The following is a 21,695-nucleotide window of genomic DNA, read 5'->3' as shown; positions in this document are numbered from 1 at the left end:
TCGTGGTCTTTGAGTAATTTGCGCTGTCACGGCGATCTCAGATTTCACGATGTCAAAAGGGCGGCTTCTTCGGCCATTGAAAGCTCCAGACCTCACGAAGCGCGTGATCATATAGCTCGCCCCCCTCGAACTGGCTACGTATCCTGATCCAGAAAAACCGGTGTGTTTTGCGTATACGAGCGCCTGCATCGACGGCTGCCCGATATCGCGATTTGGAAGAGATCATGGCTGAGCGTGTTGTGCAGGTTGACAGCGCTACTCTCACCAGGTGGGTTGTAAAGTTCTCACCCATGGTCGCCGCGCGAGCGCAACCGACGAAGCGCCCAACACAGAAGCCCTAGCGAATGGACGAGACTTACATACGTGTTCGCGGCAAATGGATGTATCTCTATCGAGCAGTCGACAAAGCAGGAAACACCCTTGATTTCATGCTGTCTGAGCGAAGGAACCGTCCAGCTGCAGCTGGTGCTTTGCCAAAGCCCTGTCATCAAATGGAATCCCGCGCAAGATCGTCATCGACAAAAGCGGCGCTAACGCAGCTGGCATCCAGGCAATCAACAAAACACTCAAGAGCTTTGGTTGCCTGATCCCGATCGACATGGACTGACGGAAATACCTATATAGCATCATCGAACAGGATCACCGTTTCATCAATCGAAGGATCAGACCCATGCTGGGATTCAAATCATTCGCTTCATCCGCGACTGTCCTGGCAGGCATAGAACAGGTCAACATGATCCGCAAAGATCAATTCACGCCCGGACTCCGATCGTTGCAGCAATTCGCTCAGCTAGCTGGATAAACTGCTCACCAATTTCACTGATGCTCTGCCATATAAAATGTTTGCGACAGAACCACTCAAGTGGGGCGGATCAATCCTGAGCCTAGACACGCCATACAAACTACGGCGTCGACCCTAAAGGTTCCGACTTGCTCGCCTGCCGTTCCTGCGCATGCTGCCCAACTGGCTTCAAAGAGCGACTCCCCAGATCGATTTGTACAATAAATCTGGCGGGTTGTGAGGATAGAGAAACTTTATACTGGGTCCATCGAAAATTTCTCTACTTTGTACCATTCTGTACAATCTTGTTGTGCAAATCGTGTAAGCATCGTTGTCAAGCAAACAGTGACCGATTAAAGATGATGATACCGTTTTTTTCGCCAATCAGCCAAATGCGGACTGTTACGACTTGCAGCCGAACTTCGGTTTTATCTCGAATTTCGTGTTTTCTGCACGATTACCACCGAGACACTGACGCAATGGTGGATCGTATTTGACGCAAAAAAGTTCGGTAACCACACTAAGGCGATTTTACCGACCACGTAGTTACACTCCAGATTTTGTACGCCCCAGAAGGATGAGATACCCAATGCACAAAGGCTTCTTGGTAGTTCCTGTAATTGCGTGTTTGGCATTCCCGGCCATTGCTCAGAATGATCGGGCCAAGGCGGAGACTGCTATTCCTGCCAATCCCCTGAAAGAGGCTTATTTTGGTGATACTCATGTCCATACGTCTTTTTCACTTGATGCCTTTATCGGCGGGGCCCGCCTAACGCCATTCGATGCTTATCGATTTGCCAAAGGTGAGACCGTTTCGATTAATAACGCGCTCCATTCTATCGGACGACCACTCGATTTTACCGCCGTGTCGGATCATGCTGAATTTCTTGGAGAGCTATTGTCGGCACAGGTCGTCGATGCGCCAGGACACTATCAGGAAGCGTTAAGCGAGCTCAGGCAACTGACGAATATCGACGAACAAAGAGAATGGTTCCTGAAATATGTTATCAACAACATGCGTTCAGGCTCTCCGGAACACCCGCCGTTTTATGCCGGTCCGGAGACGACTGAATCCGCATGGAAAGACATCGTCATTGCGGCGGCCGAAGAACATTATGAACCAGGGATTTTCACAACTTTGATCGCCTTCGAATGGACCTCGGCACCAAATGCGGGGAACATGCATCGAAACGTTATTTTCCGCGATACTGTCGTACCTGATCTCCCTTTGAGCGCACTCGATACCGTTGACGAAGAAGAACTGTGGGCCTGGATGGCCGAACAGGAAGCCAATGGTTCGACCCTTCTGGCTATTCCGCATAATTCCAACGGAAGCAAAGGACAGATGTTTGAGCCCGTTGACAACTCTGGAAAGGCGTTGACGCGGAAATACGCCGAGACACGGGCAAAATGGGAACCGTTGATCGAAATGATGCAGATCAAGGGCAATTCCGAAGTCGTCGCTTCGTTGTGGCCAGCTGATGAGTTTGCAGATTTCGAGAATGCCGAAAGCCTTGCGACCTTTAGTGATCGCACATACCAGCGGCAGAATTTTGTTCGCTGGGCTGTGGCCAAAGGGCTGGACTATCAGTCCCAGCTCGGCGCGAACCCTTATAAACTGGGATTTATTGGCGGTACCGACAATCACAACGGTGTACCAAGTGATGTCAACGAGGCGACCTATAACGGAAGCCATGGGCCCGCTGACGGCACAGTGGAAGAGCGCCGGGGTGGCGAAATCGATGGCTGGGTGAAAGGCCCCGACGCCAATCCGGGGTCTCTGGCCGGGGTTTGGGCTCCCAAAAATACTCGTGGTGCAATTTTTGACGCCATGCGCGCACGCGAAACTTTTGTAACGTCAGGTCCGCGTATCAAGCCGCGATTTTTTGCCGGGGCAGCGCTGACTGAAACCGATAACCCCGCTCATTTGGTTATGGACGGTTATGCCAATGGCGTACCAATGGGCGGCACGCTCAGCAATCTTGATGGCGCACCTCGCTTCTCGGTCCATGCTCTGAAAGATCCCGAGGGTGCAAATCTAGACCGAATCCAGATCATCAAGGGCTGGGTCGGTGAAGAGGGGGAACCGCAAGAGAAAATCATTGATGTCGCGTGGTCTGATCAGCGCGAGCCCCAAGCAGATGGCAGTCTGCCTGCGGTTGGAAATACCGTTGACGCGGCTACAGCTACCTACACAAATGAAATAGGCGCAACCGAACTCGCTGGGTTTTGGGTTGATGAGGAATTCGACATAAATCAGCATGCCGTATATTATGCGCGGGTAATCGAAATCCCGACACCGCGCTGGACGACCTACGATGCTGTTCGGAATAGTCTGCCATTGCTGGATGGTGTGCCTGTCGCCATCCAAGAGCGAGCTTGGACATCACCAATCTGGTACACCCCTTAGCGCGACAGTTCCTTGAGCAGCGCCCATTCGTTGGGTGCATTTGTTGTAGTGGCTTTGCCCAATTCAATGATGTGTTCTGTTGAATGCGGAATCGGCATTGACCACATACGGCAACGTACCAATGTTTCCAGGTTGCAAGGAGCTTTGACGAAAATCTCTGAAACTCGGTTGCACAGCGAGGCTTATATCAATCTCGTAGCCAAGGCTTGCGCGTCCTGAATGGTAATCGTGTTATAGTTCAATTCAATTTCGCCTGATTTTTCCAACTGCCGCAAGATTTTGCCCGCCGAGGTCCGCGATAGGTTGGCAGCACCCGCCAGATCATGTTGGGTCACGGTGATTGATCTCAATGGCGGTGACGCGGGATGGTTTAACCGATGGCCCGAAAAGCGGAGCAGCACCGCCACGACGCGTTTTTCAGCACTTGGCAACATCAGATCATCGGCGCCCCCTAACATCAGAATTTGGTGGTGTGCAGCAAGTCTTGCGATCCAATGCCAGGCACTTGGTTCTTCATCCGCCTTTTTCAGGAAATCTTCCCGATTCACTCTCAGGACTCTCAGGTTTTCAGCTGCGCGAACTTCGATAACGCGGGGTAGACCTGTGATGAACTCGAATTCGCCAAACCAAAAGCCTGGGCCACATATATGGGATAATCTGGGTTCGGTTTCATTTATAGCGAGATGAACATGAGCTGATCCGCTGGATATTCCATATAATCCAGTGGTTTCTGAATCGATGTCATAAAGTATGCTTCCAGCCTCAAAATTTTTCCATATTCCGATAGAAAGAAACAACTCTGTCGCTTCGGGCGGGAGATCCCCTAGCCAACCAGCCTTGAGGTTACCTAAAAGGTTCATTTTACACTAACCTTAAGCAATTGTTCAATTTCGCACAATGCCTCAAACGCAACAATGTTATTCAATACCACGAAGTATTGACAGGATTCAGAATGACGACATTAGGCTCAGACTCTAGCTTTTCAAACGGGATATTCCGCTTAACGTTGTTATCAGTCGCAAAAGTGAACTTCATGGATTAGCCATGCAGCGCTGTGATTTTGGTAGCTTGAAAATGATTGGCACCGTTTTTGAGTGGATCTTGAGAGTGCGCCCGCGATCAGTGCAGGCCAGTATTGCCAATCTTAGATCGGCTGATTGAATCCCGCCTCCCACCGCAGAACAGAGAAATCAACCCGAGTGATTACTACAGAAGGTGAGTAAGTACATGAACATCCTCAAGGTCAAGTTCGTTGTCGTGTCTGCGTTCATGTGCGTGACGACCGGTGCAGCCGCACAGGAAACCATAAATACCAAAGGTGTCGACCCGGTATTTTCCGGGCGACCATATTCTCCGTATGCGGACCGCAATTTCCCTACCTCTGTGTATTTCGGCGACACGCATGTGCATACTTCTTTATCCGGTGACGCAGGGGGGAGCGGAACGCGTCTTGAGCCACGCGACGCATATCGATTTGCGCGTGGTGAACAGGTGACATCCAGTAGCGGTCAGGAAGTTATGCTGGGCACCCCCATGGATTTTTTCATGATAACGGATCACTCCGACGCGATGGGGGCGATTGCGGATATGATTGCCGGGACACCAAATATTTTGGCAGACCCCGATGGGAAAATGTTCCACGAAGCTTTCAACGCCGGTGGCGAAGAAGCGCTGAGGGCCGCTCAGGAACTTATCCGGCAATTTTCACAGGGCGAAGTGTCAGAAGCGCTGAACTACCAGCCGGGAAATCCGGCCTACAAGCGGGTCTGGGATGACATTATTCAAGCCGCTGAAGAGTTCAATGACCCAGGTGTGTTTACTACTTTCATTGCTTATGAATGGACGTCACTGGAGAAAGGTAACAACCTCCATCGTAACGTGATATACCGCGATGGTCCCGAGCGGGCCGGGAAAGTCTTGCCGTATACGACCACACCTCCCATCGGCAGCCGCGACCCAAAGGATCTTTGGAAATGGATGGAGCAGTACGAATCCATGACCGGGGGCGACGTGACCGCGATTCCGCACAATGGCAATCTGTCCAATGGCATGATGTTTGCGTTGCAAGACGATTTTGACAACGGGGCGGCATTGACGCCGGAATATGCAGAACAGCGCAACAAGTGGGAAAGACTATACGAAGCCACTCAGATGAAGGGCGATGGCGAGACACATCCATTACTATCGCCGGATGATGTGTTTGCAGATTACGAAAGCTGGGATTGGGCTAATCTTGACATGTCTGAAGCTAAAACAATGGACATGTTGCCGGGTGAATACGCGCGATCGGGTCTAAATCGCGGCTTGAAGTTGGAGACCGAGCTGGGGGTTAACCCGTTTAAATTTGGGCTTGTCGGCGGTTCCGACACTCACACTGGGCTGTCTACGCCCGAAAATGGCAATTTCTTCGGGAAGTTTGCGGTCTATGAACCCAATGAGCATCGTTCAGATCATTTAGCGAAGGAAAACACGGAACTGGGAATAAGCTACAAGTCCTGGCGTTATATCACCGGCGGATTGACAGCGGTGTGGGCAACTGAAAATTCACGCGGCGCGTTGTTTGACGCGATGGAACGCAGAGAGGTTTATGCGACCACCGGACCCCGGATGCGCGTACGAATGTTCGGAGGCTGGGACTTCAACCCCGAGGATATTGCGCGTCGTGATCTTGCATTGGTGGGATATTCAAAGGGCGTTCCGATGGGCGCGGATCTTCACCCCGGCGAGGGTGCTCCGTCGTTTCTGGTTTACGGGTTGCGCGATCCGATGGGCGCAAATCTGGATCGCATCCAGATTGTCAAAGGATGGTTGGACGCCGACGGTAACCCTCAAGAGAAAGTCTATGATGTTGTCTGGTCAGACGCACGTGAGCCGGACGAAAACGGAAAACTTCCACCAGTCGGAAACACAGTGGATTTGTCCATACCAAGCTGGACGAATACCATCGGTGCAGCAGAACTTGGGGGAACCTGGAAGGATCCTGACTTTGATCCATCGTTGCAGGCTTTCTACTATGCGCGCGTGATTGAAATCCCGACACCGCGATGGACTGCCTATGATGCAGTTAAATTCAATCTGGAGCTAGGCGACGAGATTTCACTGGTAGCGCAGGAACGCGCCTATACCTCGCCAATTTGGTATACCCCGTAACATTTACCCGTTTTCCACTGCTGAGAACCGGAAGCGATGATGAGCTGGAAACGCTGCGTCAAGTCGCCGAGGTGGTGGTTCAGAAACTGACAGAATTAGAAAGGATCGACTTTGAACAGAATCGCGCTCGCGTTCACCGCCGCAATGGGCCTTCTTGTATCGAAACCGGTTTTGGCCGTTGAGGGGGGAATAGGTGCCTACTTTCTTGGCACCCGAGATACACTGGCCGGCGTTGTGCCGCCGCCTGGAACTTACCTTTCTTTCACTTACGACGGGCTTGAAGGCAGCGTCGAAGGGATCAGTCTGGGTGGTCTGCCAATCCGCGCAGATGCCAATGTCGATCTTAGTCTGATCCGGCTTGGGCTTACCCAGTCCTTTGAGGGAGAGCTGTTTGGCGGCACGCCAGCGCTCAATTTGAGCGTGCCGATTCCGGATACCTCGCTCAACTATGTTGCAACAACACCCCCATTGGATGGGCGTGCTCTCAGCGACAGCTCATCCGGGATTGGAGATTTGACAGTCACCGGGCTCGTCGGTTGGCATCAAGATAAGCTGCATTACAGTGCGGGCCTATCTGTGTACATGCCGACCGGTAACTACAACACCGCCTCAATCAATGTTCCTGACCGCAGTATCAATGTGTTGTCCAACGGTAAGAATGTTTGGTCGTTCCAGCCCACCTTTGCGGTGACCAGGTTGGATTCCGACACCGGGCTGGAATTGTCGGGTGCCGCAAGCCTGCTGTTCAGCACGGAAAATCAGGCGACCAATTACCAGACAGCACCGGCGCTTCAAATTGAGGGTGCAGTTGTCCAGCGCCTGCGTTCGGGCTGGGGGTTTGGCCTGACCGGATATACCTATCAGCAACTCAGTGATGACAGCGGGCGCGGGGCGGACATAACAAAGGTTGCTCTGGGGGTCGACAGCCTGAAAGCCAGAGTCAGCGGGGTGGGCCCGATCATAACCTATAGCGGGGGCACATTTCTGGGCGGCGATCTTAGCCTGAAGATGAAGTACGTCACCGAATTCGCTGCCAAAAACAGGCTCGAAAGTGACATATTCACATTTAACTTATCGCTGGCCTATTGACGAAACGGTCGGAGGCTTCTGCAGCCCTCTGTCTGGGTGCCGCCTGTAATGCCTCGTGCAGGCGGCACCGTAACATAGTTTGCAAGGGAACTTTGGAATGAGTGGTGGAACTGATATCCGAAACTTTACGCTGAGTGTTTTCTTCGCAGGCGTGCTTTCACTTGCAGGCGTCGCATATGCCCAGGAACCTGCCGAGGCATTGCAAAACGACGCGAACGACCCAACGGCTTCAATAATGTCGTTTCAGTTGCAGGGGTTTCATTCGTATGATTTGCACAACTCACCGGAACGCAGCAGCCTGTTGCAATTTCGGGCGGCTATTCCTTTTTCGTTGGGTCACTCAAACCATATCGCCCGAATTACCGTGCCTTATGTCATCGACAGTGCCTCTGGGCAGTCGGGTATCAGCGACACCACATTGTTCGACCTAGTGACCTTTGATCGTAGCTGGGGCCGGTTCGGTGTCGGCGCGGTTGCCCTATTGCCAACCGGCAGCGACGGCCTGAGCGCAGAAAAATGGGCTTTGGGGCCTGCCGAAGGTTTCGTGAAGCAAGAAAAATGGGGCCTCTGGGGGGCGTTTAACCAAAACCTGTTTACTGTCGGAGGAGATGACAGCCACCCCGACGTGAACCTATCGACCCTGCAACCTGTGTTCAACTACAGCCTTGGCAACGGTTGGTCGACCGGAACATCCGAAATGGTCTTTGTCTATGACTGGGACACAGGCGCTTTCACCAGTCTTCCGCTTGGAATCAAGGTGTCGAAGCTTAACCATGGTGAAGGGCTGCCCTGGCAGTGGACGCTCTCCTACGAGCACAATTTTTTTGATGATGCAGTCTCATCAGCGGACACCGTCAGTTTCACAGTGAAGCTACTGGTTCCCAATTCTATCTGAAAACCCGAATGGAGAACAAGATTGGAAGTCAACTGGCAAACCTCAAACCCTCCGGTTTCGGCTCAGATACAGGCGGGCCATGGCTATTCCACAAGAGAAACCGAAGCCCGATTGTTGCCCCGGATTGCCAGAGAGCCTTTTGTCTACTTTGCGATTTTGAGCATCGCAATTTTTGGCTGGTTCAAATTGATCCAGCCAGATGATCGGGCGCTCACATTTGATGCGCGGGTCATTGTATTCGATCAGCGGCAGATTGATCTACTGGCTAATCAGTTTGAGAACACCTGGAAACGCCCACCAAGCGACGAGGAACGCGGCAAGCTAAAGGAAGATTGGTTGAATCGCGAAGTTCTTGTGCGCGAAGCAGTAGCACTAGGACTGGAAGGAAATGATGAGATAATCCGCAATCGCCTGGTGCAGAAAATGAACTTTCTGCTGACGTCCGAGGCACAGGCGGTGCGGCCAGATGATGAAACTTTGCAGCGCCATCTTTCGGAAAACTCCGACAGGTTCACGAAACCTGCCCGCGTTGCAGCCAGCCTTGTGTATTTGGGACAGAATCCCAATGACACATTTGTGGAGTCAACGAGGCAGCAACTGAAGGATGGGACTAACCACCGGCAATTGGGACAGGCGACCCTTCTGCCTTCCGGTCTTGACCCAAGTGCGAAAGCTTCGGTCGATGGCAATTTTGGCAGCGGCTTTTTCGAGCAACTAGAGGCACTGCCGCAGGGTGAATGGGCCGGGCCCGTCAGATCTTCATTCGGCTTGCACTTCGTTCGCGTGGACAACAGATGGGATGCTGTTCTGCCTGCGTTAAGTGATGTTCGTGAAAAGGTTCTGGCTGACTGGCGCGAGGAACAGTCTCAGAAAACAACGCGGGTGTTCATCGAGAATCTCCGGTCAACCTACACGGTTCAAGAACCTGAAGAGACAGGCCCGCCTGCGATCGGGTCATGAGGCACCTTCTTGCATTATTTGCGACGCTTGCCGTTCTGCTGACTCCGGGTTCGACAAATGCGCATGCGTTGGAACCCGGGTATCTTGAGATTTCTCAGGAGACCGACAGAGACTGGCACGTTTTCTGGCGCAAACCGGATGTAAAGCGCGCGCCGATGGACATCGATGCCAAATTCCCCGAACATTGTGACGCGCCCAAATTTGATGCTCCTGTCTTTGACGGGCATGCATGGACGCAAATCTGGCGCATGACCTGCTCCGAAGATCTGCGCGGCAACATAATCCTGATATCGGGGCTGAGCGCGCAACGAACGGATGTCTTACTACGGGTTGGGTATCTCGACACAGAAAATATGGCGACCTTTCGCCTTTCGCCGGATTCACCGGCGGTGACATTGCCCGAACAGCAGGGATTGTTGCAGACGCTATGGCAATATGGTGTTCTTGGTTTTGAGCATATCCTGGAAGGTTGGGACCATCTGCTGTTCGTCTTCGCGCTGCTAGTCCTGATCCGTAATTTGCGCCAACTTATCGGTGCGATTACTGCATTCACCATTGCGCATTCTATCACATTGGGGTTGGCAACCTTCGGCGTTTTGAATGTTCCAGGTCCGCCCGTCGAAGCCATCATCGCGCTTTCCATAGTCTTTCTGGCGGCAGAGGTTCTTCGGGAGGCCAGGACACCAACGACCCTGGCCAGCCGCTTTCCTTGGGTGGTTTCATTTGGATTTGGTCTTTTGCATGGTTTGGGGTTTGCCGGAGCGCTGGCAGAGATCGGCTTGCCGGAGCAAGATATCCCTGCCGCGTTGTTGGCCTTCAACCTGGGCGTAGAGGCCGGGCAACTTGCGTTCATCTTCACCTCAATAGGAGCCTTCACAGTACTGCGTTGGATCGCGCGTGCGGTATTCAGTCAAACGATGAGCGATTGGCCGTCGCGACGGGCGTTGGGCTACCCAATCGGGTGTGTTGCTGCCTTTTGGCTGGCCGAGCGGCTTGCCGGATTATGAACAAAACAAAAAGCAAGGAGAGAAACGTGAATCATTTACCGGGGTTGTTTGGCCTCATAGCCGTTCTGATTGTGTCGGGTTGCGATGTCGCTGACCCTGACTGCACACCGGAAAAGGCCGCGAAGCGGTCTGTTCAACAAGCGACAATTGGCATCAGTAACCGATGCACGCCGGCTGAAACAGCGCGGGATGTGGCCGGCGTAGACGGATGATGCGTACCGGGTCGTAAAAGAGAAACCACAACATCGCGGCGATGCGAGGTTCGAAGTTAACGGAGGCAGCATAGCCTGAATGCATGAACTGAGAAGAGAGACTAACGGCGGCTATGGGTTCGTCGCGGACATTCGAAGGTAAACATAAGGATCGTTTGGTTTCGGATATGCGCAACAAAGCTGTCACACAATCGAGATGCCTTTAACTCGATCTGACGCCCGCTTTCATTTCAGCATTTGGTTTGCGGTCGCCTGAAATGCAGGCATTGCGTTTTCTATCATTTCGTCAGTAGCGGTAAGACAAATACGAAAATCCGTTGGGCGGTCAAAAACTGTTCCTGGCATCACATAAACGCCTTGCTTTTGAAGACATACAGCAAAGGCATCGCTGTCACCGCCCGGGGCTCTCCCCCATAGATAAAAGGTGCCTTCTGGCCTTGTCATCCTGTATCCCCACTGACCCAAAGCACTCGTTCGCGTCGGCGAGCCAGGGCGGCAATGTCGATTGAGACGTTTTCAAGGTCCGGCAGCGCATAGATCAACGGAGCATCCGGGACATTCCAACCATCCGCCATCTGCACGGCAAACCGCAGAGTCTGAAGTTCTTTTCGTTCCGCTGCAGGCATGGTTGGTGAGATCGCAAGGTAACCAAGGCGCAGGCCGGGCGCGAGGAGAATTTTCCCGTAAGAATAGTCAATCAATGTGTGCGGATAGACGGCTGCTGGTGTCGTAAAGCCAATGCCGTCGAACCGAATGCGGCGGTAGGGTTCGTCAGACAATATCCAAATTCGATGACCGATCTCAGCTGACTTAACCTCGAGCAGGTCGGCAAGCTGTTGCAGATCAGAACGCGAGTATATGCGACCAGTCGGGTTGTGCGGCGTATTAACAACCACGATTTTGGTACGAGGGGTTATGGCGCTTGCAATAGCCTCCAGGTCAAGGTCAAAATTGTCTGGATCCAGAGGCACCTGAACCTCTTTGGCATCGGCTGCGGCTAGCATTGGCCCATAGCAGAACCAGCCCGGCAGCGGCACGATGCATTCGTCTCCGGGCTCAGAAGCATGGTGAAACACATCTTGATCGCCCCGAAAGCGCCTTTGGACAGTGCGATGTCTTCCGCCTCGAACGGAAGTCCCAACTCCTCGGATAGGGCGTCAGCCAGAAACGCGCACGGATCCGCTTCGTTGGTTTTATACGCGAACCAGTCCACACTCTGAGGTTCGGCGTGTGTCTTCAGCGCATCGACAACACGGGGCAGGGGCATTTCGTGCGGATTGCCAAATGTAAAATCTGCGACAGCAGGCGTTTCCTTCACCGCAGCATTGTAGGATGTAAAGAAGGCTTCGACTTTCTGGATGGAATGCGCAGCAGTGTTTGCACGGCGGGCCGTCATGGACATTGAACTCTCCCTACTAAGATGTCGGCATTGCGAGCACAGAAGGAATACTGTTGTGTCGAACAACATAAAGATACCCGATCCACAATGTTTTGCAGCCTTTTTCGCTATTTGACTTGTGCGACTTCGAAGCCAATGACGAAAAAACAATTCCATATTTGTCTCGGACCCGGCATCCATATCATTGAACGGTAACGTCTGTTGCCGGACAAACTTGGCATCATCTATGTGGCGATCTTTACCGGTGAATCTCTGACATTTCGAAAATAGCCAGGGAGTTCTTGTTAGGTTTAAGGTTGTGTTCACCAATTCCAATTAAGCCTAGGGCTCAATTGTGAAACTCACTTCTGATGGTCGTCCTGTTGCAAATACAACCGACGTAAGTGGTGGTCTTTGCGCAAAAAAGGCATCAAACGTCTGCAATGAGATCCGAACCTGACGAATGCAGACACAGCGACAAAATAACTCTGAAACGGCAGGTAAGGGCTCAAATTTCCTATAGGAGCTGATTGCAGAGAACGGTCGCAAGGAACCCATACTGTCGAGTTCTGCGCAGCCTACAAACGGCTGCTTTCCCAAACCGCCCAACTTCAATATCGTTTGCCGTGATTCATTGTTTAAATCCACGGGGAAACCTGAACCCTTGTTCCGTGAGGAAATACGCGCGAAATGGTAGCAGCGTCTCAACAACTAGACAGGCTTCGCTCGGATAATAATTTTTGACTGGATGATTAAGACGAGGTCGCGGCATCACAGAAGCTATTGTTGACTTCCTCCTCACTGTCTGTCGTCAGCGCTTATGGGTCCAAATCGCTGACGACGTATACCGTGATCACCGTTGAGTGATTTTAGTCGAAGCGAACTCCGGTTGAGTGGTTAGTTCATTTTCTGGTAAAAAATGCTTCAGCACTTCAACTCGCCAGATTGCGGCCATTGATCCCGCGGGCAAAGAGCACCTGCGATGAGCCTTTTTGGCAGTATGCTGCACTCGGGATCAATGGCCGGTTTGCGCAAACCGGCAGGAGAAAATTGACAGGTGTCGAATGTCGGCTGTGGGCAGTTTGCCGAGGTAGGCGGTTTTGCCATAGAGATGCTGTGTTTGCTCCTAGGTCTACAGCGAGCACAAGTTACTCATGGGTGTTATTGCTTTGGATCATACAGATATCCGATTCCGCGTACGGTTCTGATTATCTCCGGCTTTTCGGGGTTGGATTCGAGCTTGCGGCGCAATCTGGAAATTCTGATGTCGATGCTGCGGTCGAAAGGATCCCAGGATCGATCGTGAGCCTGTTCCAATAGCTGATCTCGGTTTAAGACGCGTCCTTTGTTATCCGCGAAAACCTTTAGCAACCTGTATTCCATTGCGGTCAACTGAACTTCGGATCCATCAGGGGCCAGAAGTTTTGCCGCTTCGTTGTTCAACGTGTAGTCACCAAAACGTGCTCCATGACTGTCGTTCGTGATTGACGCCGGTTCAGTGATGGCCCCGCGACGCAGGATCGCCTTGATCCTGGCCTCAAGCTCTCGAAGATCGACGGGTTTGCCCAGATAGTCGTCGGCACCCATTTCCAAACCGATGATGCGATCTACAACTTCACCCGCCGCAGTGAGCATGATCACTGGTGTTGTGTTTTCTGGGCGAAGGGATTGCAGTATTGATAGACCGTCTTCCTTGGGCATGTTGATGTCCATAATCATGACATCTACGACCTCCGCTGAAACTATCGCCCGAAGTTCTTCCCCCCCAGACGCGGCGGAAACCCTGTAGCCACGTTTGCTCAGGTATTCCTGAAGCATCTCGCGCACATCGATTTCGTCATCGCAAACCAGTATGTGAGTGTCTTGACTATCCATCGGAGGGGTCCTTCTGGCCGGCGAGTAGTGTTCCGACAAGCATTCTGAGCTCTGACGGAGAGACAGGTTTTTCCAGGTATGGAAGACCGGATTCGCGCAGCAATCCCAATGAGCTTTCCCCCATTGTGTCGCCGGTAATATATGCTGTTCTGCTTAGCATATGCGGGAAATGTATCAGCAGAGCTTCATAGATCTTTCGACCGTCAATGCCCGGCATGTTCAAGTCACTTAGAAAGATATCGTATTTGGCAGATTGCAGACGGCTGAGCGCCTCTTCACCCGACGTAACAAAATCAACATAAAGTCCTTCTTTTCTTAGAATTTCGGCGTTCAGTTCACCTACTTCGACTTCATCATCTACGATTAAGGCCCGGTGTCTGACAACGTTCGGTGAGATTTCAGGCGGCTCGTCAATATTGCTGGCGTCAGACACCGCGACAGGCAGGGTGATCCGAAAACAAGTTCCAGGTTCGTAAGCTTTCTCCAACCCGATCTGACCACCATGAGACAGGATGATCCGGTGGCAGAATGCCAATCCAATTCCGGTTCCGTCGCCTACTTCTTTTGTGGTGAAAAATGGCTCGAAAATGCGTTGACGAATGGCTTTGGGAATTCCGGGTCCGTTGTCCCGAACTGTAATTTCCACAATCCCTTTCTCCGGATTGATTTCGGCAGACAATATGATTTCGTCACCGATGCCGGCCGACGTCATCGCTTGTTCTGCGTTGATTACCAGGTTGAGGATGACCTGCGTCAGCTGATCAGCATCCCCGGCAATAGGTGGCAAATCCGCAGGTATGCTTCGCAGAATTCGAATTTCATCCGACGTGCTGCCGTAACCCGCGACATCCGCCGCGGTCTCGATCATCCCGGCTACGTCGACATGTTCGATCTTGCTGGGTTGTTGACGCGCCATTGCAAGGAAGGTTTTTACGATCTTTGCACAGCGTTCGGCGGCGTTGCCGATCTTTTCGATTCTGAGAGTCAAATCGGGATCCGAAATTTCTTCTCTCAGCATGAGCGAATGGCCCACAACAACAGAGAGTGGGTTGTTCAGCTCATGCGCAACCCCGGCAAGCAGCTCGCCAAGGGCGGACATCTTTTCGTTCTGAAAGACCAGCTCTCTTTGTTTTTCAAGTTCTGCTTCGATCGCTAGCTCGTCGGTCAGGTCGCGCGTGTTTGAAACGATGACTTCTTCGCCATTGAACTCGATTAGGCGCGATGAATCCGCAGCCCAGAACGCCCGCCCATTGACGTCGACAAATTCCATGCGGCGGTCTTTCAGCCAGCCCGCCTGTCGCAGATCCTGCAGATAGCGTTGGCGCTCGTTGGGATCTGCATAATACGATTTTGAGTTTTTGGAGTCCCCAAACAACGCTCTGATTTCCGGCGTTGCAAAAAGCACTTCACCGGTTTCGGCATGTGTCATGTTGATGGCGGCAGGATAGGCCTCCATGACCTGACGGATGAGGGCGTCCGCCTCTCTTTGAACAGTCAGATCGATAATGCTGGTAACGATGACTTCTTCGCCTTTGTAGTCAATCAACTGAGAAGAAATCGAGGCGGGAAAGGTTTTCCCTTCCGCGTTAACCAGATCAAGTTTGTAGTCCTTCACCTGCCCATCAGCCAAAAGCAAAGTGATAAAATCCGCGCGCTCTTCTGGCCTGAGGTAATGCTCTCTTGCTGACCGCGCGGGGCCAAACATCTGAAGAGCGGCGGGTGTGCGGTACAAAATCTGACCGTCACCAATCCGCGCCATTGTAACAATCGCCGAGCTGGCATCCAGAACCTTACGGATCAGAATATCACCGTCGCGTTCTTCGACTTCGGCCTGCTTTCGGGCGGTAATGTCTTCGCGCGTGACAACAAAACCACCGAGTTCCGTCGGATGCACGGAAACCAGATAAGTTCGCCCGTCAGTTTCGGTCAACTCATAGTCTTGAATAAACTCGATACCGTTGGCCAGCCGATCTGAAACCCATTGCTGTTCGTTGCCTATGGCGTCGGCATAGATCCCCCGGCGCGCGGTTTCCCGCATCAGTATTTCCCAGTCTAGACCGGGCTCCAGCAGGTCCGCGACCCCTTTGTTCATCTCGGCATATCTTTGATTGAACATAACAAGTCGACGATCGTCATCGTAAAGGGCGAACCCTTCCTTGAGCGCTTCAATGGCGTCACGAAGAAGATCTCTTGCCTTCTCGACTTCTGCCAGATCGTTTGCCTTACCCATCGTCATGCCAAATTTCTAAGATATCATTGTTTCAGTGCCATTTCAAAATCAGAGCCTTGTGTTTCAATTGTTTCAGAGTGTGTGACTCCGTTCTAGTGTCTGCCTAAAATCTGTTTTTGTTCTAGGTGGATAGCGCGTTGAGTGACTTGGTTCACATAGCTACAAATGAAACATTTTGCGCTGCTTTCAGAAATCACATTGAAACATTGGAAGGTCAGTTAATTCCCATCGCTAACGTAATTGGGTGAGTACGATGACCATTTCATTTAAACCTACTGAAACGATAAACACACCTGTTGTTGCCTTACATTCTTCAGCGTCGAATGGTCGACAGTGGAGCCAGCTGGCAGCAGATCTGGAAGGCCGCTTTGAAGTTCATGCCTTCGATCTGCCCGGCTATGGCAGCGCCCCTCTGGTCGGAGACTTCGCACAGAAAGGAGCAGCAGTTTCAGCAATCCCCGTGATCCGGGAAATTGAGGCCATGGGACGTGCCGTACATCTGGTTGGTCATTCCAATGGGGGCGGCATTGCCATCAAGATCGCGCTGATGCGTCCCGATCTTGTCAAAAGCCTGACGATTTATGAACCCGCCGCGTTTCACTTTCTCAAGCATGGGGACACGGTCAGCCGGCAACTGTTCAGTCAGATCCAATTGCTATCTGGCGTAGTGACGGCTGCGGCTGCCGATGGCGACGCCGAAGCTGGGATGCGTCATTTTCTGGACTTCTGGAACGAAAAGGGGTTCTGGGATGCGCTGCCCGTTCCCGCTCAAAACCGCTTTGCTCAGCAGATCGTTTCAATCATGACCGATTTTGCCAACGGGTTTGCCGAAAACTGGACACTGAAGGATCTGTCCAGTCTCGAAGTTCCCACGTTGGTCATGACTGGCTTGGAGTCACCAGAGATCACCCAGCATGTGTCGGTCGCTATTGTTAAGGCTTTACCGAACGCACGGATCGCATTGCTACCAGAGCTTGGCCACATGGCGCCGGTTTTTCAGCCCGAGTGGACCAATCCGAGAATTCTTGAGCACGTGGCCAGTGCAGAACGGCCCGTTGTAAACATCAGCTGGCCGGAACGGGAAGCTGCATAAGCCGTCTGCGCTCTGTGTCGCAGCTCGGATTTCAACCGCTGGTGTCAAGCCAGTAACCGCCAAGAGGAACAAGAAATGAGTATTCAAACTGCAATCAACTCCACAACGGATTTCACTGTAATCAAAGCCAAGCAAAACATTGCTTGGGGGTCAGGCGATTACAGCAAAGTTGGGATAACGCTCCAGATCACCGGCGAAGAACTTGCCGAGGCCATGGATATGATGCCGGATGCCAAAGTGCTTGATGTTGCAGCCGGGAATGGTAACGCCACACTGGCCTTTGCGCGGCGCTTTTGCAACGTCACCTCGACGGATTATGTCGAAGCCCTGCTGGAGGCCAGCAGCCAGCGCGCCAAGGCGGAAGATCTATTTGTCACCTACAAGGTCGCTGATGCGGAAAACCTGCCCTTTAAAGATCAGTCATTTGATGCCGTCGTGTCGACGTTCGGGGTAATGTTCACGCCAAATCAACAGCAATCCGCAGCGGAGCTGCAGCGCGTCGTGAAACATGGCGGCAAGATCGGTATGGCGAACTGGACTCCCGAGAGCTTCATCGGCCTGTTGTTCAAAACAATTGGCAAGCACGTGCCGCCACCCGCTGGCGTACAATCTCCGGCGTTGTGGGGAAGCCAAAAATGGATCGAAGATTCCTTTGGCAGCAATTGTGATATCGTTTCATTTAGACGCAAGAACTTCATGTTCCGGTACAGATCAGCGGAACACTTTCAGGAGTACTTCCGGACGTTCTACGGCCCCATGCAAAAGGCCTTTGACGCACTGGATACAGAAGGGCAGGCCGCGCTGCGCAATGATATCATGGCGCTGATCGAGAAATTCGATATCTCGACAAATGAAACGCTGTGCATCTCATCGGAATATGCCGAGATAATCGCACAGCGGCACTAGTCGCATTACCCGCACTCACTGCTCTTTGGCTTTATGCGAAAGAGCAGTGACGATTTGCGGAAGGCATGTCCGATTAGTCAGTTTTGGAAAGGTTTTTAGTATGGCTGCACCTACACTTTATGAGAAATACGGTGGTTTTTCGAGGATCAGCAAGATCGTGATCTCTTTCTATGACATTCTTCTGGATAACGATGAGGTCGGACCCTTCTTTGACAATGTCGACATGAGCCGAATGGTCGACCACCAGACCAAATTTATTGCGTCACTTCTTGGCGGCCCGGCTTCGTACACGGATGACCAATTGCGTCGCATGCATTCTCATCTGGACATCACGCACGCCCATTTCGATGAACTTGAAGCAGTGTTGCAAGGTGCTCTGGAAAAACACAACGTGGCGGCGGAAGACATTGACGCGGTTGTCGCGGAATTCGGCAAACGCCGTCCTCTGATTGTTAGGTAAGCCATGACTATAGAAGCCATCAATGAACAGCTGCTGCGTGCGATAGGCGTGGGCGTTGCACTTTTGGATCGTGAAACGCTGAAGTTCGGTTTCCGCAATGACACATTTGACGAGTGGTTCATTGGCGATAATCATTCGGATCATCTGCAGCAGCTCTTTCCCGATCTGGATCTGATTACGGTTCAAAAAAGCCTGTTTGAGACACGGCGATACACGTCAGAGATCAGTTTCAAGAAAAAGCGCAGAACGTTGGTCATCGCGCTCGACTTTACGGTCGCAGATGAGGATGTGCTTGTTCTCGTCTGCCAGAATATCACCCGCATCAAAGAGCTGGAGTCGATGATCGATTCATATTCGATGATGGTCGAACGCAACACGCGCGAGCTGAAGCGGGAAAAGGAACAGGTGGAAAAACTACTGCTGAACCTGATGCCGCGATCTGTTTATGAAGAATACAAAACATTTGGAGTCGTGACACCACAGCTTTACGATCCGGTGTCGGTGCTGATGCTCGATTTTGTCGGGTTCACAGAGATGGTCGCCTCGCAAGATCCAAGCGTCACTGTCACCGAACTGAACGATATCTACAGCGCATTTGATCGCATCGGTGAACAGTTTGGTTGCGAACGTATCAAGACGATCGGGGATGCCTACATAACCGTCGCTGGTTTGCCGGACCCAACCCCAGATCACGCCAAGGCGATTGCCAATACAGCGATAAGGTTCGTGCGCTATCTGAACCGCCGAAACCTGAGCCACCCCCACCAGTGGCGGTGCAGGATCGGGTTGGCTTCGGGTTCCGTTGTGGGGTCTGTCGTTGGAATTCAAAAGTACGTCTACGACATTTTCGGACCAGCGGTTAATTTGGCTTCCAGGCTTCAGGAGTTTTCCGAACCCATGCAGATCACGGTACAGGGTGACGTTGCGCATATCCTCAACGATGAGTTCGACATGGAAGATATGGGCGCGAAGATGATCCGAGGATTTGGTGAACAACCAGTTTGGCGCCTTTCCGATAAAAATTAATCGGCTTTGTCGCAAAGTACTGAGCCGGCCGAGTTTCTTGGCGAGCCAGCCCATTCCGGTCCACCGATACTCCCCTAAAATCAGAATTTACCTTTCCCGTTCGCCATTTCCGCCGGGGTGGGTGAAACGACATCCCAATGCTCGACGACCATTTCGTCCTCAACCAGCCATAGGTCGAAGAAAGCCCAGGACTTCTCGCCGACGGTGGCTTCTCAGGCGACGAAGACAAAGTTGCCTTCTGCCAGGACTATCTGAGGCTCAATTTTGGTAATCACATTTCGCTATTTGGGCCGCAATTTGTTGGATATGCTTAAGCCATTTATATTTTTGTCGTGTTAACAGATGGACGGAGTCAGACAATTTCGCATGCAATTCGACCGTGAGCAGGCGCGTTGATCTCAAAACAGACCTAAGATCAACGACTTCAGGTGGCTGCTTTGTCCGCAGATTGTAAGTTCTACAGACCCTAATTTCGCGAATGCGGCGAACGGCAGGTTCGGCGGGCAACGCAGCATCTCGGTCGCCGGTCGAACCACCACTCGTCAATGTCTGCTTCTGGAAGCTGCAATGCGGCATCAGCGCTCTCGACGGTCGGCAGCTCTGGGCCGAGGGTGTGTCGCCTTAGATTGGAGGTACGGCGCGCTCGGTGACCAACTGTCTGGCTGTAACCCTTTCGCGATGTATCATATACAGCCCCGCGCTGATAATTATGGCAATGCCAAGCAGGCTAAGCGAGTTCGGGAAATCGCTGAAGACCAGATAGCCGAACAAGGTCGCTACCGGCAGCTCAAAATACTGCAGCGGTGCCAGCGTGACGGAAGGCGCAAAAGACAGCGCATAAGTCATCATCATGTGGCTCACCGTCGCGAAAAAGCCAGCGCCTAGAAGCCATAACAACGCGGTGTCTGTTGGCCAAACGGGATCAAACAAATCAGAACTGGAACCTTGCGCAACCATTAGCATTGGAACGCAAAACAGACTGGCAATCAGGCCAGTGTGAAATTGCAGAGCCACAGGGTGCATCCGACGCGACAAACCCCGCGTCACAAGAATGTAGAAAGCAAACGCAACAGCCGTGCCAAGCGGAATAATGGCAACCGCGCCGAAGGCCGCGAAACTGGGTTGGATGACGAATAACACCCCAACAAACCCCACGAGCGCCGCACCGACGCGACGCGGGCCGACATCTTCGCCAAGATAAAACTTGCCGACCAACAAGACGATGAACGGGGCCACAAACACGATTGCCAGCGCATCGGCGAGGGGCATCACCCGGATTGCGGCAATGAAGCAAAACGTTGCGAACACCAGCAGCAATGAGCGGAATACCAGCACCATCACCTGACCTTTCGCCACACGTAACGACAGCCCCATTATCCAGATGAATGGGGCCATCAATGCGCATTGCACCACAAACCGCGCAGCCGTAATCTGCCCAACCGGCACACTGGCCGATGCGAGTTTCGCAGACACGTCCAACAAAGGAGCGGTCAGGCAAAATCCCAGCATCAGCGCAACGGCGGCAAGGGTGCGATCCGGAGATCGAGATAGGGGATCAGCAGAGGTCATCGTTTCATTTAGAGATGTCGCCAAATGCGTGTCTGTTCTCAATGCGACGACATGCAATAATCCCGCAATCCACCAGTTCGGCTTGCGGGACTTTGCACTCGCGGCGAATGTCTCCTCTGATGGGCCGCGCCGCAACAGCGATCCTATCAATCAACGGCAGCAATGGGCCGTCCTCGTGATCAGCTATTGGCGGGGCAGGGGGCTTTGCTGCAACGGCATCGAGGTCAGCAGCGAGCCCTTTGTGCACAATGCTCCACCGCGCGCCTATGTTCGCAGTGAAAGAACCAGCTTACTACGGTGTTGTTTTTGAGTTTGCAGTTTCCTTTCGGTTGGGGCTATGTTTCCTTTTTTCGAAGCGGCGGCAATAATTCATGGATCGAAAGTTGACGACTATCCTTGCGGCCGATTTGGCGGGTTTTTCGCGTCTTATGGCTGCGGACGAAGAAGGCGTAATCCAGCGACTGCGTGCTGCTCGCAACGATACCATCGACCCAGAACTTGGGACCTACGACGGTCGGATCGTCAAGACGATGGGGGATGGTCTGCTCGTTGAGTTTGGCTCTCCAGTGGAGGCGTTGGGCTCAGTTGCAAACTTTTTGACATTGACGATTGTTGGGTTAGCGCGCGAGTGATCAGCAGCAATAATCAGCCGAA

19 protein-coding genes and 1 pseudogene are annotated in these 21,695 nt (G+C 52.3%); 13 read left to right on the top strand and 7 right to left on the bottom strand.

Going from position 1 to position 21,695, the window contains the following annotated elements:
- Positions 1–203 precede the first annotated feature (203 nt).
- Both AC2FLA_RS21215 and AC2FLA_RS21210 read left to right on the top strand, forming a co-directional pair.
- Positions 204–802 (top strand): annotated as a pseudogene (locus AC2FLA_RS21215) (IS6 family transposase); the annotation flags it as partial.
- Between the two features lie 472 nt (positions 803–1,274).
- Positions 1,275–3,191, top strand: a complete 1,917-nt coding sequence (locus AC2FLA_RS21210) for a DUF3604 domain-containing protein (protein ID WP_496725078.1) — start codon at positions 1,275–1,277, stop codon at positions 3,189–3,191.
- Positions 3,192–3,373: 182 nt separating this feature from the next.
- Here the strand turns inward: AC2FLA_RS21210 and AC2FLA_RS21205 are convergent, their stop codons facing one another.
- Positions 3,374–4,051, bottom strand: a complete 678-nt coding sequence (locus tag AC2FLA_RS21205; protein ID WP_496725076.1) for a Crp/Fnr family transcriptional regulator — start codon at positions 4,049–4,051, stop codon at positions 3,374–3,376.
- Positions 4,052–4,418: 367 nt separating this feature from the next.
- Between AC2FLA_RS21205 and AC2FLA_RS21200 the strand changes: the two genes are divergently transcribed.
- The 6 genes from AC2FLA_RS21200 to AC2FLA_RS21175 all read left to right on the top strand — a co-directional run bounded on the left by AC2FLA_RS21200 (position 4,419) and on the right by AC2FLA_RS21175 (position 10,504).
- A complete protein-coding gene (locus AC2FLA_RS21200; protein ID WP_496725074.1) occupies positions 4,419–6,341 on the top strand; it encodes a DUF3604 domain-containing protein in 1,923 nt (640 codons plus the stop codon).
- Positions 6,342–6,485: 144 nt separating this feature from the next.
- Positions 6,486–7,430, top strand: a complete 945-nt coding sequence (locus AC2FLA_RS21195; protein WP_496725072.1) for a SphA family protein — start codon at positions 6,486–6,488, stop codon at positions 7,428–7,430.
- 97 nt (positions 7,431–7,527) lie between these two features.
- Entirely contained in the window at positions 7,528–8,325 is a 798-nt protein-coding gene (locus AC2FLA_RS21190; protein ID WP_496725070.1) for a hypothetical protein, read from the top strand.
- Between the two features lie 21 nt (positions 8,326–8,346).
- Positions 8,347–9,285 carry a peptidylprolyl isomerase gene (locus AC2FLA_RS21185; protein ID WP_496725068.1) on the top strand — a complete coding sequence of 313 codons (939 nt, stop codon included), beginning with the start codon at positions 8,347–8,349 and terminating at the stop codon, positions 9,283–9,285.
- Positions 9,282–10,292 carry a HupE/UreJ family protein gene (locus tag AC2FLA_RS21180; protein WP_496725066.1) on the top strand — a complete coding sequence of 337 codons (1,011 nt, stop codon included), beginning with the start codon at positions 9,282–9,284 and terminating at the stop codon, positions 10,290–10,292. The genes AC2FLA_RS21185 and AC2FLA_RS21180 overlap by 4 nt, the downstream gene beginning before the upstream one ends.
- 26 nt (positions 10,293–10,318) lie before the next feature.
- Positions 10,319–10,504, top strand: coding sequence for a hypothetical protein (locus tag AC2FLA_RS21175; RefSeq protein ID WP_496725064.1), 186 nt, complete (start codon positions 10,319–10,321; stop codon positions 10,502–10,504).
- Between the two features lie 225 nt (positions 10,505–10,729).
- On the opposite strand, the gene AC2FLA_RS21170 is transcribed toward AC2FLA_RS21175, so the two are convergent.
- The 5 genes from AC2FLA_RS21170 to AC2FLA_RS21150 all read right to left on the bottom strand — a co-directional run bounded on the left by AC2FLA_RS21170 (position 10,730) and on the right by AC2FLA_RS21150 (position 15,987).
- On the bottom strand, positions 10,730–10,948 hold the full coding sequence (locus AC2FLA_RS21170; protein WP_496725062.1) for an aminotransferase class I/II-fold pyridoxal phosphate-dependent enzyme: 219 nt from the start codon (positions 10,946–10,948) through the stop codon (positions 10,730–10,732).
- Complete coding sequence (locus AC2FLA_RS21165; RefSeq protein WP_496725060.1) at positions 10,945–11,508, bottom strand: aminotransferase class I/II-fold pyridoxal phosphate-dependent enzyme; 564 nt, start codon at positions 11,506–11,508, stop codon at positions 10,945–10,947. The genes AC2FLA_RS21170 and AC2FLA_RS21165 overlap by 4 nt, the downstream gene beginning before the upstream one ends.
- Positions 11,502–11,906 carry a hypothetical protein gene (locus AC2FLA_RS21160; protein ID WP_496725059.1) on the bottom strand — a complete coding sequence of 135 codons (405 nt, stop codon included), beginning with the start codon at positions 11,904–11,906 and terminating at the stop codon, positions 11,502–11,504. The genes AC2FLA_RS21165 and AC2FLA_RS21160 overlap by 7 nt, the downstream gene beginning before the upstream one ends.
- Before the next feature lie 1,137 nt (positions 11,907–13,043).
- Positions 13,044–13,757, bottom strand: coding sequence for a response regulator (locus AC2FLA_RS21155; RefSeq protein ID WP_496725057.1), 714 nt, complete (start codon positions 13,755–13,757; stop codon positions 13,044–13,046).
- Complete coding sequence (locus AC2FLA_RS21150) at positions 13,750–15,987, bottom strand: ATP-binding protein (protein ID WP_496725055.1); 2,238 nt, start codon at positions 15,985–15,987, stop codon at positions 13,750–13,752. The genes AC2FLA_RS21155 and AC2FLA_RS21150 overlap by 8 nt, the downstream gene beginning before the upstream one ends.
- 253 nt (positions 15,988–16,240) lie before the next feature.
- Between AC2FLA_RS21150 and AC2FLA_RS21145 the strand changes: the two genes are divergently transcribed.
- The 4 genes from AC2FLA_RS21145 to AC2FLA_RS21130 all read left to right on the top strand — a co-directional run bounded on the left by AC2FLA_RS21145 (position 16,241) and on the right by AC2FLA_RS21130 (position 19,472).
- A complete protein-coding gene (locus AC2FLA_RS21145; RefSeq protein ID WP_496725053.1) occupies positions 16,241–17,080 on the top strand; it encodes an alpha/beta fold hydrolase in 840 nt (279 codons plus the stop codon).
- Positions 17,081–17,155: 75 nt separating this feature from the next.
- Positions 17,156–17,986 carry a class I SAM-dependent methyltransferase gene (locus tag AC2FLA_RS21140; protein WP_496725051.1) on the top strand — a complete coding sequence of 277 codons (831 nt, stop codon included), beginning with the start codon at positions 17,156–17,158 and terminating at the stop codon, positions 17,984–17,986.
- Between the two features lie 100 nt (positions 17,987–18,086).
- On the top strand, positions 18,087–18,446 hold the full coding sequence (locus AC2FLA_RS21135) for a group I truncated hemoglobin (RefSeq protein ID WP_496725049.1): 360 nt from the start codon (positions 18,087–18,089) through the stop codon (positions 18,444–18,446).
- A 3-nt stretch (positions 18,447–18,449) separates the two neighbouring features.
- Positions 18,450–19,472, top strand: coding sequence for an adenylate/guanylate cyclase domain-containing protein (locus tag AC2FLA_RS21130; RefSeq protein WP_496725047.1), 1,023 nt, complete (start codon positions 18,450–18,452; stop codon positions 19,470–19,472).
- 621 nt (positions 19,473–20,093) lie between these two features.
- Here the strand turns inward: AC2FLA_RS21130 and AC2FLA_RS21125 are convergent.
- Entirely contained in the window at positions 20,094–21,041 is a 948-nt protein-coding gene (locus tag AC2FLA_RS21125; RefSeq protein WP_496725045.1) for a DMT family transporter, read from the bottom strand.
- Positions 21,042–21,412: 371 nt separating this feature from the next.
- On the opposite strand from AC2FLA_RS21125, the gene AC2FLA_RS21120 reads away from it, so the two are divergent.
- Positions 21,413–21,673 (top strand): nucleotidyl cyclase domain-containing protein, encoded by a 261-nt coding sequence (locus AC2FLA_RS21120; RefSeq protein ID WP_496725043.1) that lies wholly within the window; start codon positions 21,413–21,415, stop codon positions 21,671–21,673.
- Positions 21,674–21,695: the final 22 nt, after the last annotated feature.

The sequence above is a fragment of the Ruegeria sp. CDSA033 genome (assembly GCF_059612305.1).
This window is presented reverse-complemented; position numbering and strand designations above follow the sequence as displayed.

Bases quoted from the DNA above. Each gene is read 5' to 3' on its own strand.
- AC2FLA_RS21160 (WP_496725059.1), bottom strand. From the start codon at position 11,906: ATGTCCATGACGGCCCGCCGTGCAAACACTGCTGCGCATTCCATCCAG.
- AC2FLA_RS21130 (WP_496725047.1), top strand. From the start codon at position 18,450: ATGACTATAGAAGCCATCAATGAACAGCTGCTGCGTGCGATAGGCGTG.
- AC2FLA_RS21205 (WP_496725076.1), bottom strand. From the start codon at position 4,051: ATGAACCTTTTAGGTAACCTCAAGGCTGGTTGGCTAGGGGATCTCCCG.
- AC2FLA_RS21165 (WP_496725060.1), bottom strand. From the start codon at position 11,508: ATGCTAGCCGCAGCCGATGCCAAAGAGGTTCAGGTGCCTCTGGATCCA.
- AC2FLA_RS21140 (WP_496725051.1), top strand. From the start codon at position 17,156: ATGAGTATTCAAACTGCAATCAACTCCACAACGGATTTCACTGTAATC.
- AC2FLA_RS21155 (WP_496725057.1), bottom strand. From the start codon at position 13,757: ATGGATAGTCAAGACACTCACATACTGGTTTGCGATGACGAAATCGAT.
- AC2FLA_RS21170 (WP_496725062.1), bottom strand. From the start codon at position 10,948: ATGACAAGGCCAGAAGGCACCTTTTATCTATGGGGGAGAGCCCCGGGC.
- AC2FLA_RS21125 (WP_496725045.1), bottom strand. From the start codon at position 21,041: ATGACCTCTGCTGATCCCCTATCTCGATCTCCGGATCGCACCCTTGCC.
- AC2FLA_RS21195 (WP_496725072.1), top strand. From the start codon at position 6,486: ATGGGCCTTCTTGTATCGAAACCGGTTTTGGCCGTTGAGGGGGGAATA.
- AC2FLA_RS21190 (WP_496725070.1), top strand. From the start codon at position 7,528: ATGAGTGGTGGAACTGATATCCGAAACTTTACGCTGAGTGTTTTCTTC.
- AC2FLA_RS21120 (WP_496725043.1), top strand. From the start codon at position 21,413: ATGGATCGAAAGTTGACGACTATCCTTGCGGCCGATTTGGCGGGTTTT.
- AC2FLA_RS21180 (WP_496725066.1), top strand. From the start codon at position 9,282: ATGAGGCACCTTCTTGCATTATTTGCGACGCTTGCCGTTCTGCTGACT.
- AC2FLA_RS21150 (WP_496725055.1), bottom strand. From the start codon at position 15,987: ATGGGTAAGGCAAACGATCTGGCAGAAGTCGAGAAGGCAAGAGATCTT.
- AC2FLA_RS21145 (WP_496725053.1), top strand. From the start codon at position 16,241: ATGACCATTTCATTTAAACCTACTGAAACGATAAACACACCTGTTGTT.
- AC2FLA_RS21200 (WP_496725074.1), top strand. From the start codon at position 4,419: ATGAACATCCTCAAGGTCAAGTTCGTTGTCGTGTCTGCGTTCATGTGC.
- AC2FLA_RS21135 (WP_496725049.1), top strand. From the start codon at position 18,087: ATGGCTGCACCTACACTTTATGAGAAATACGGTGGTTTTTCGAGGATC.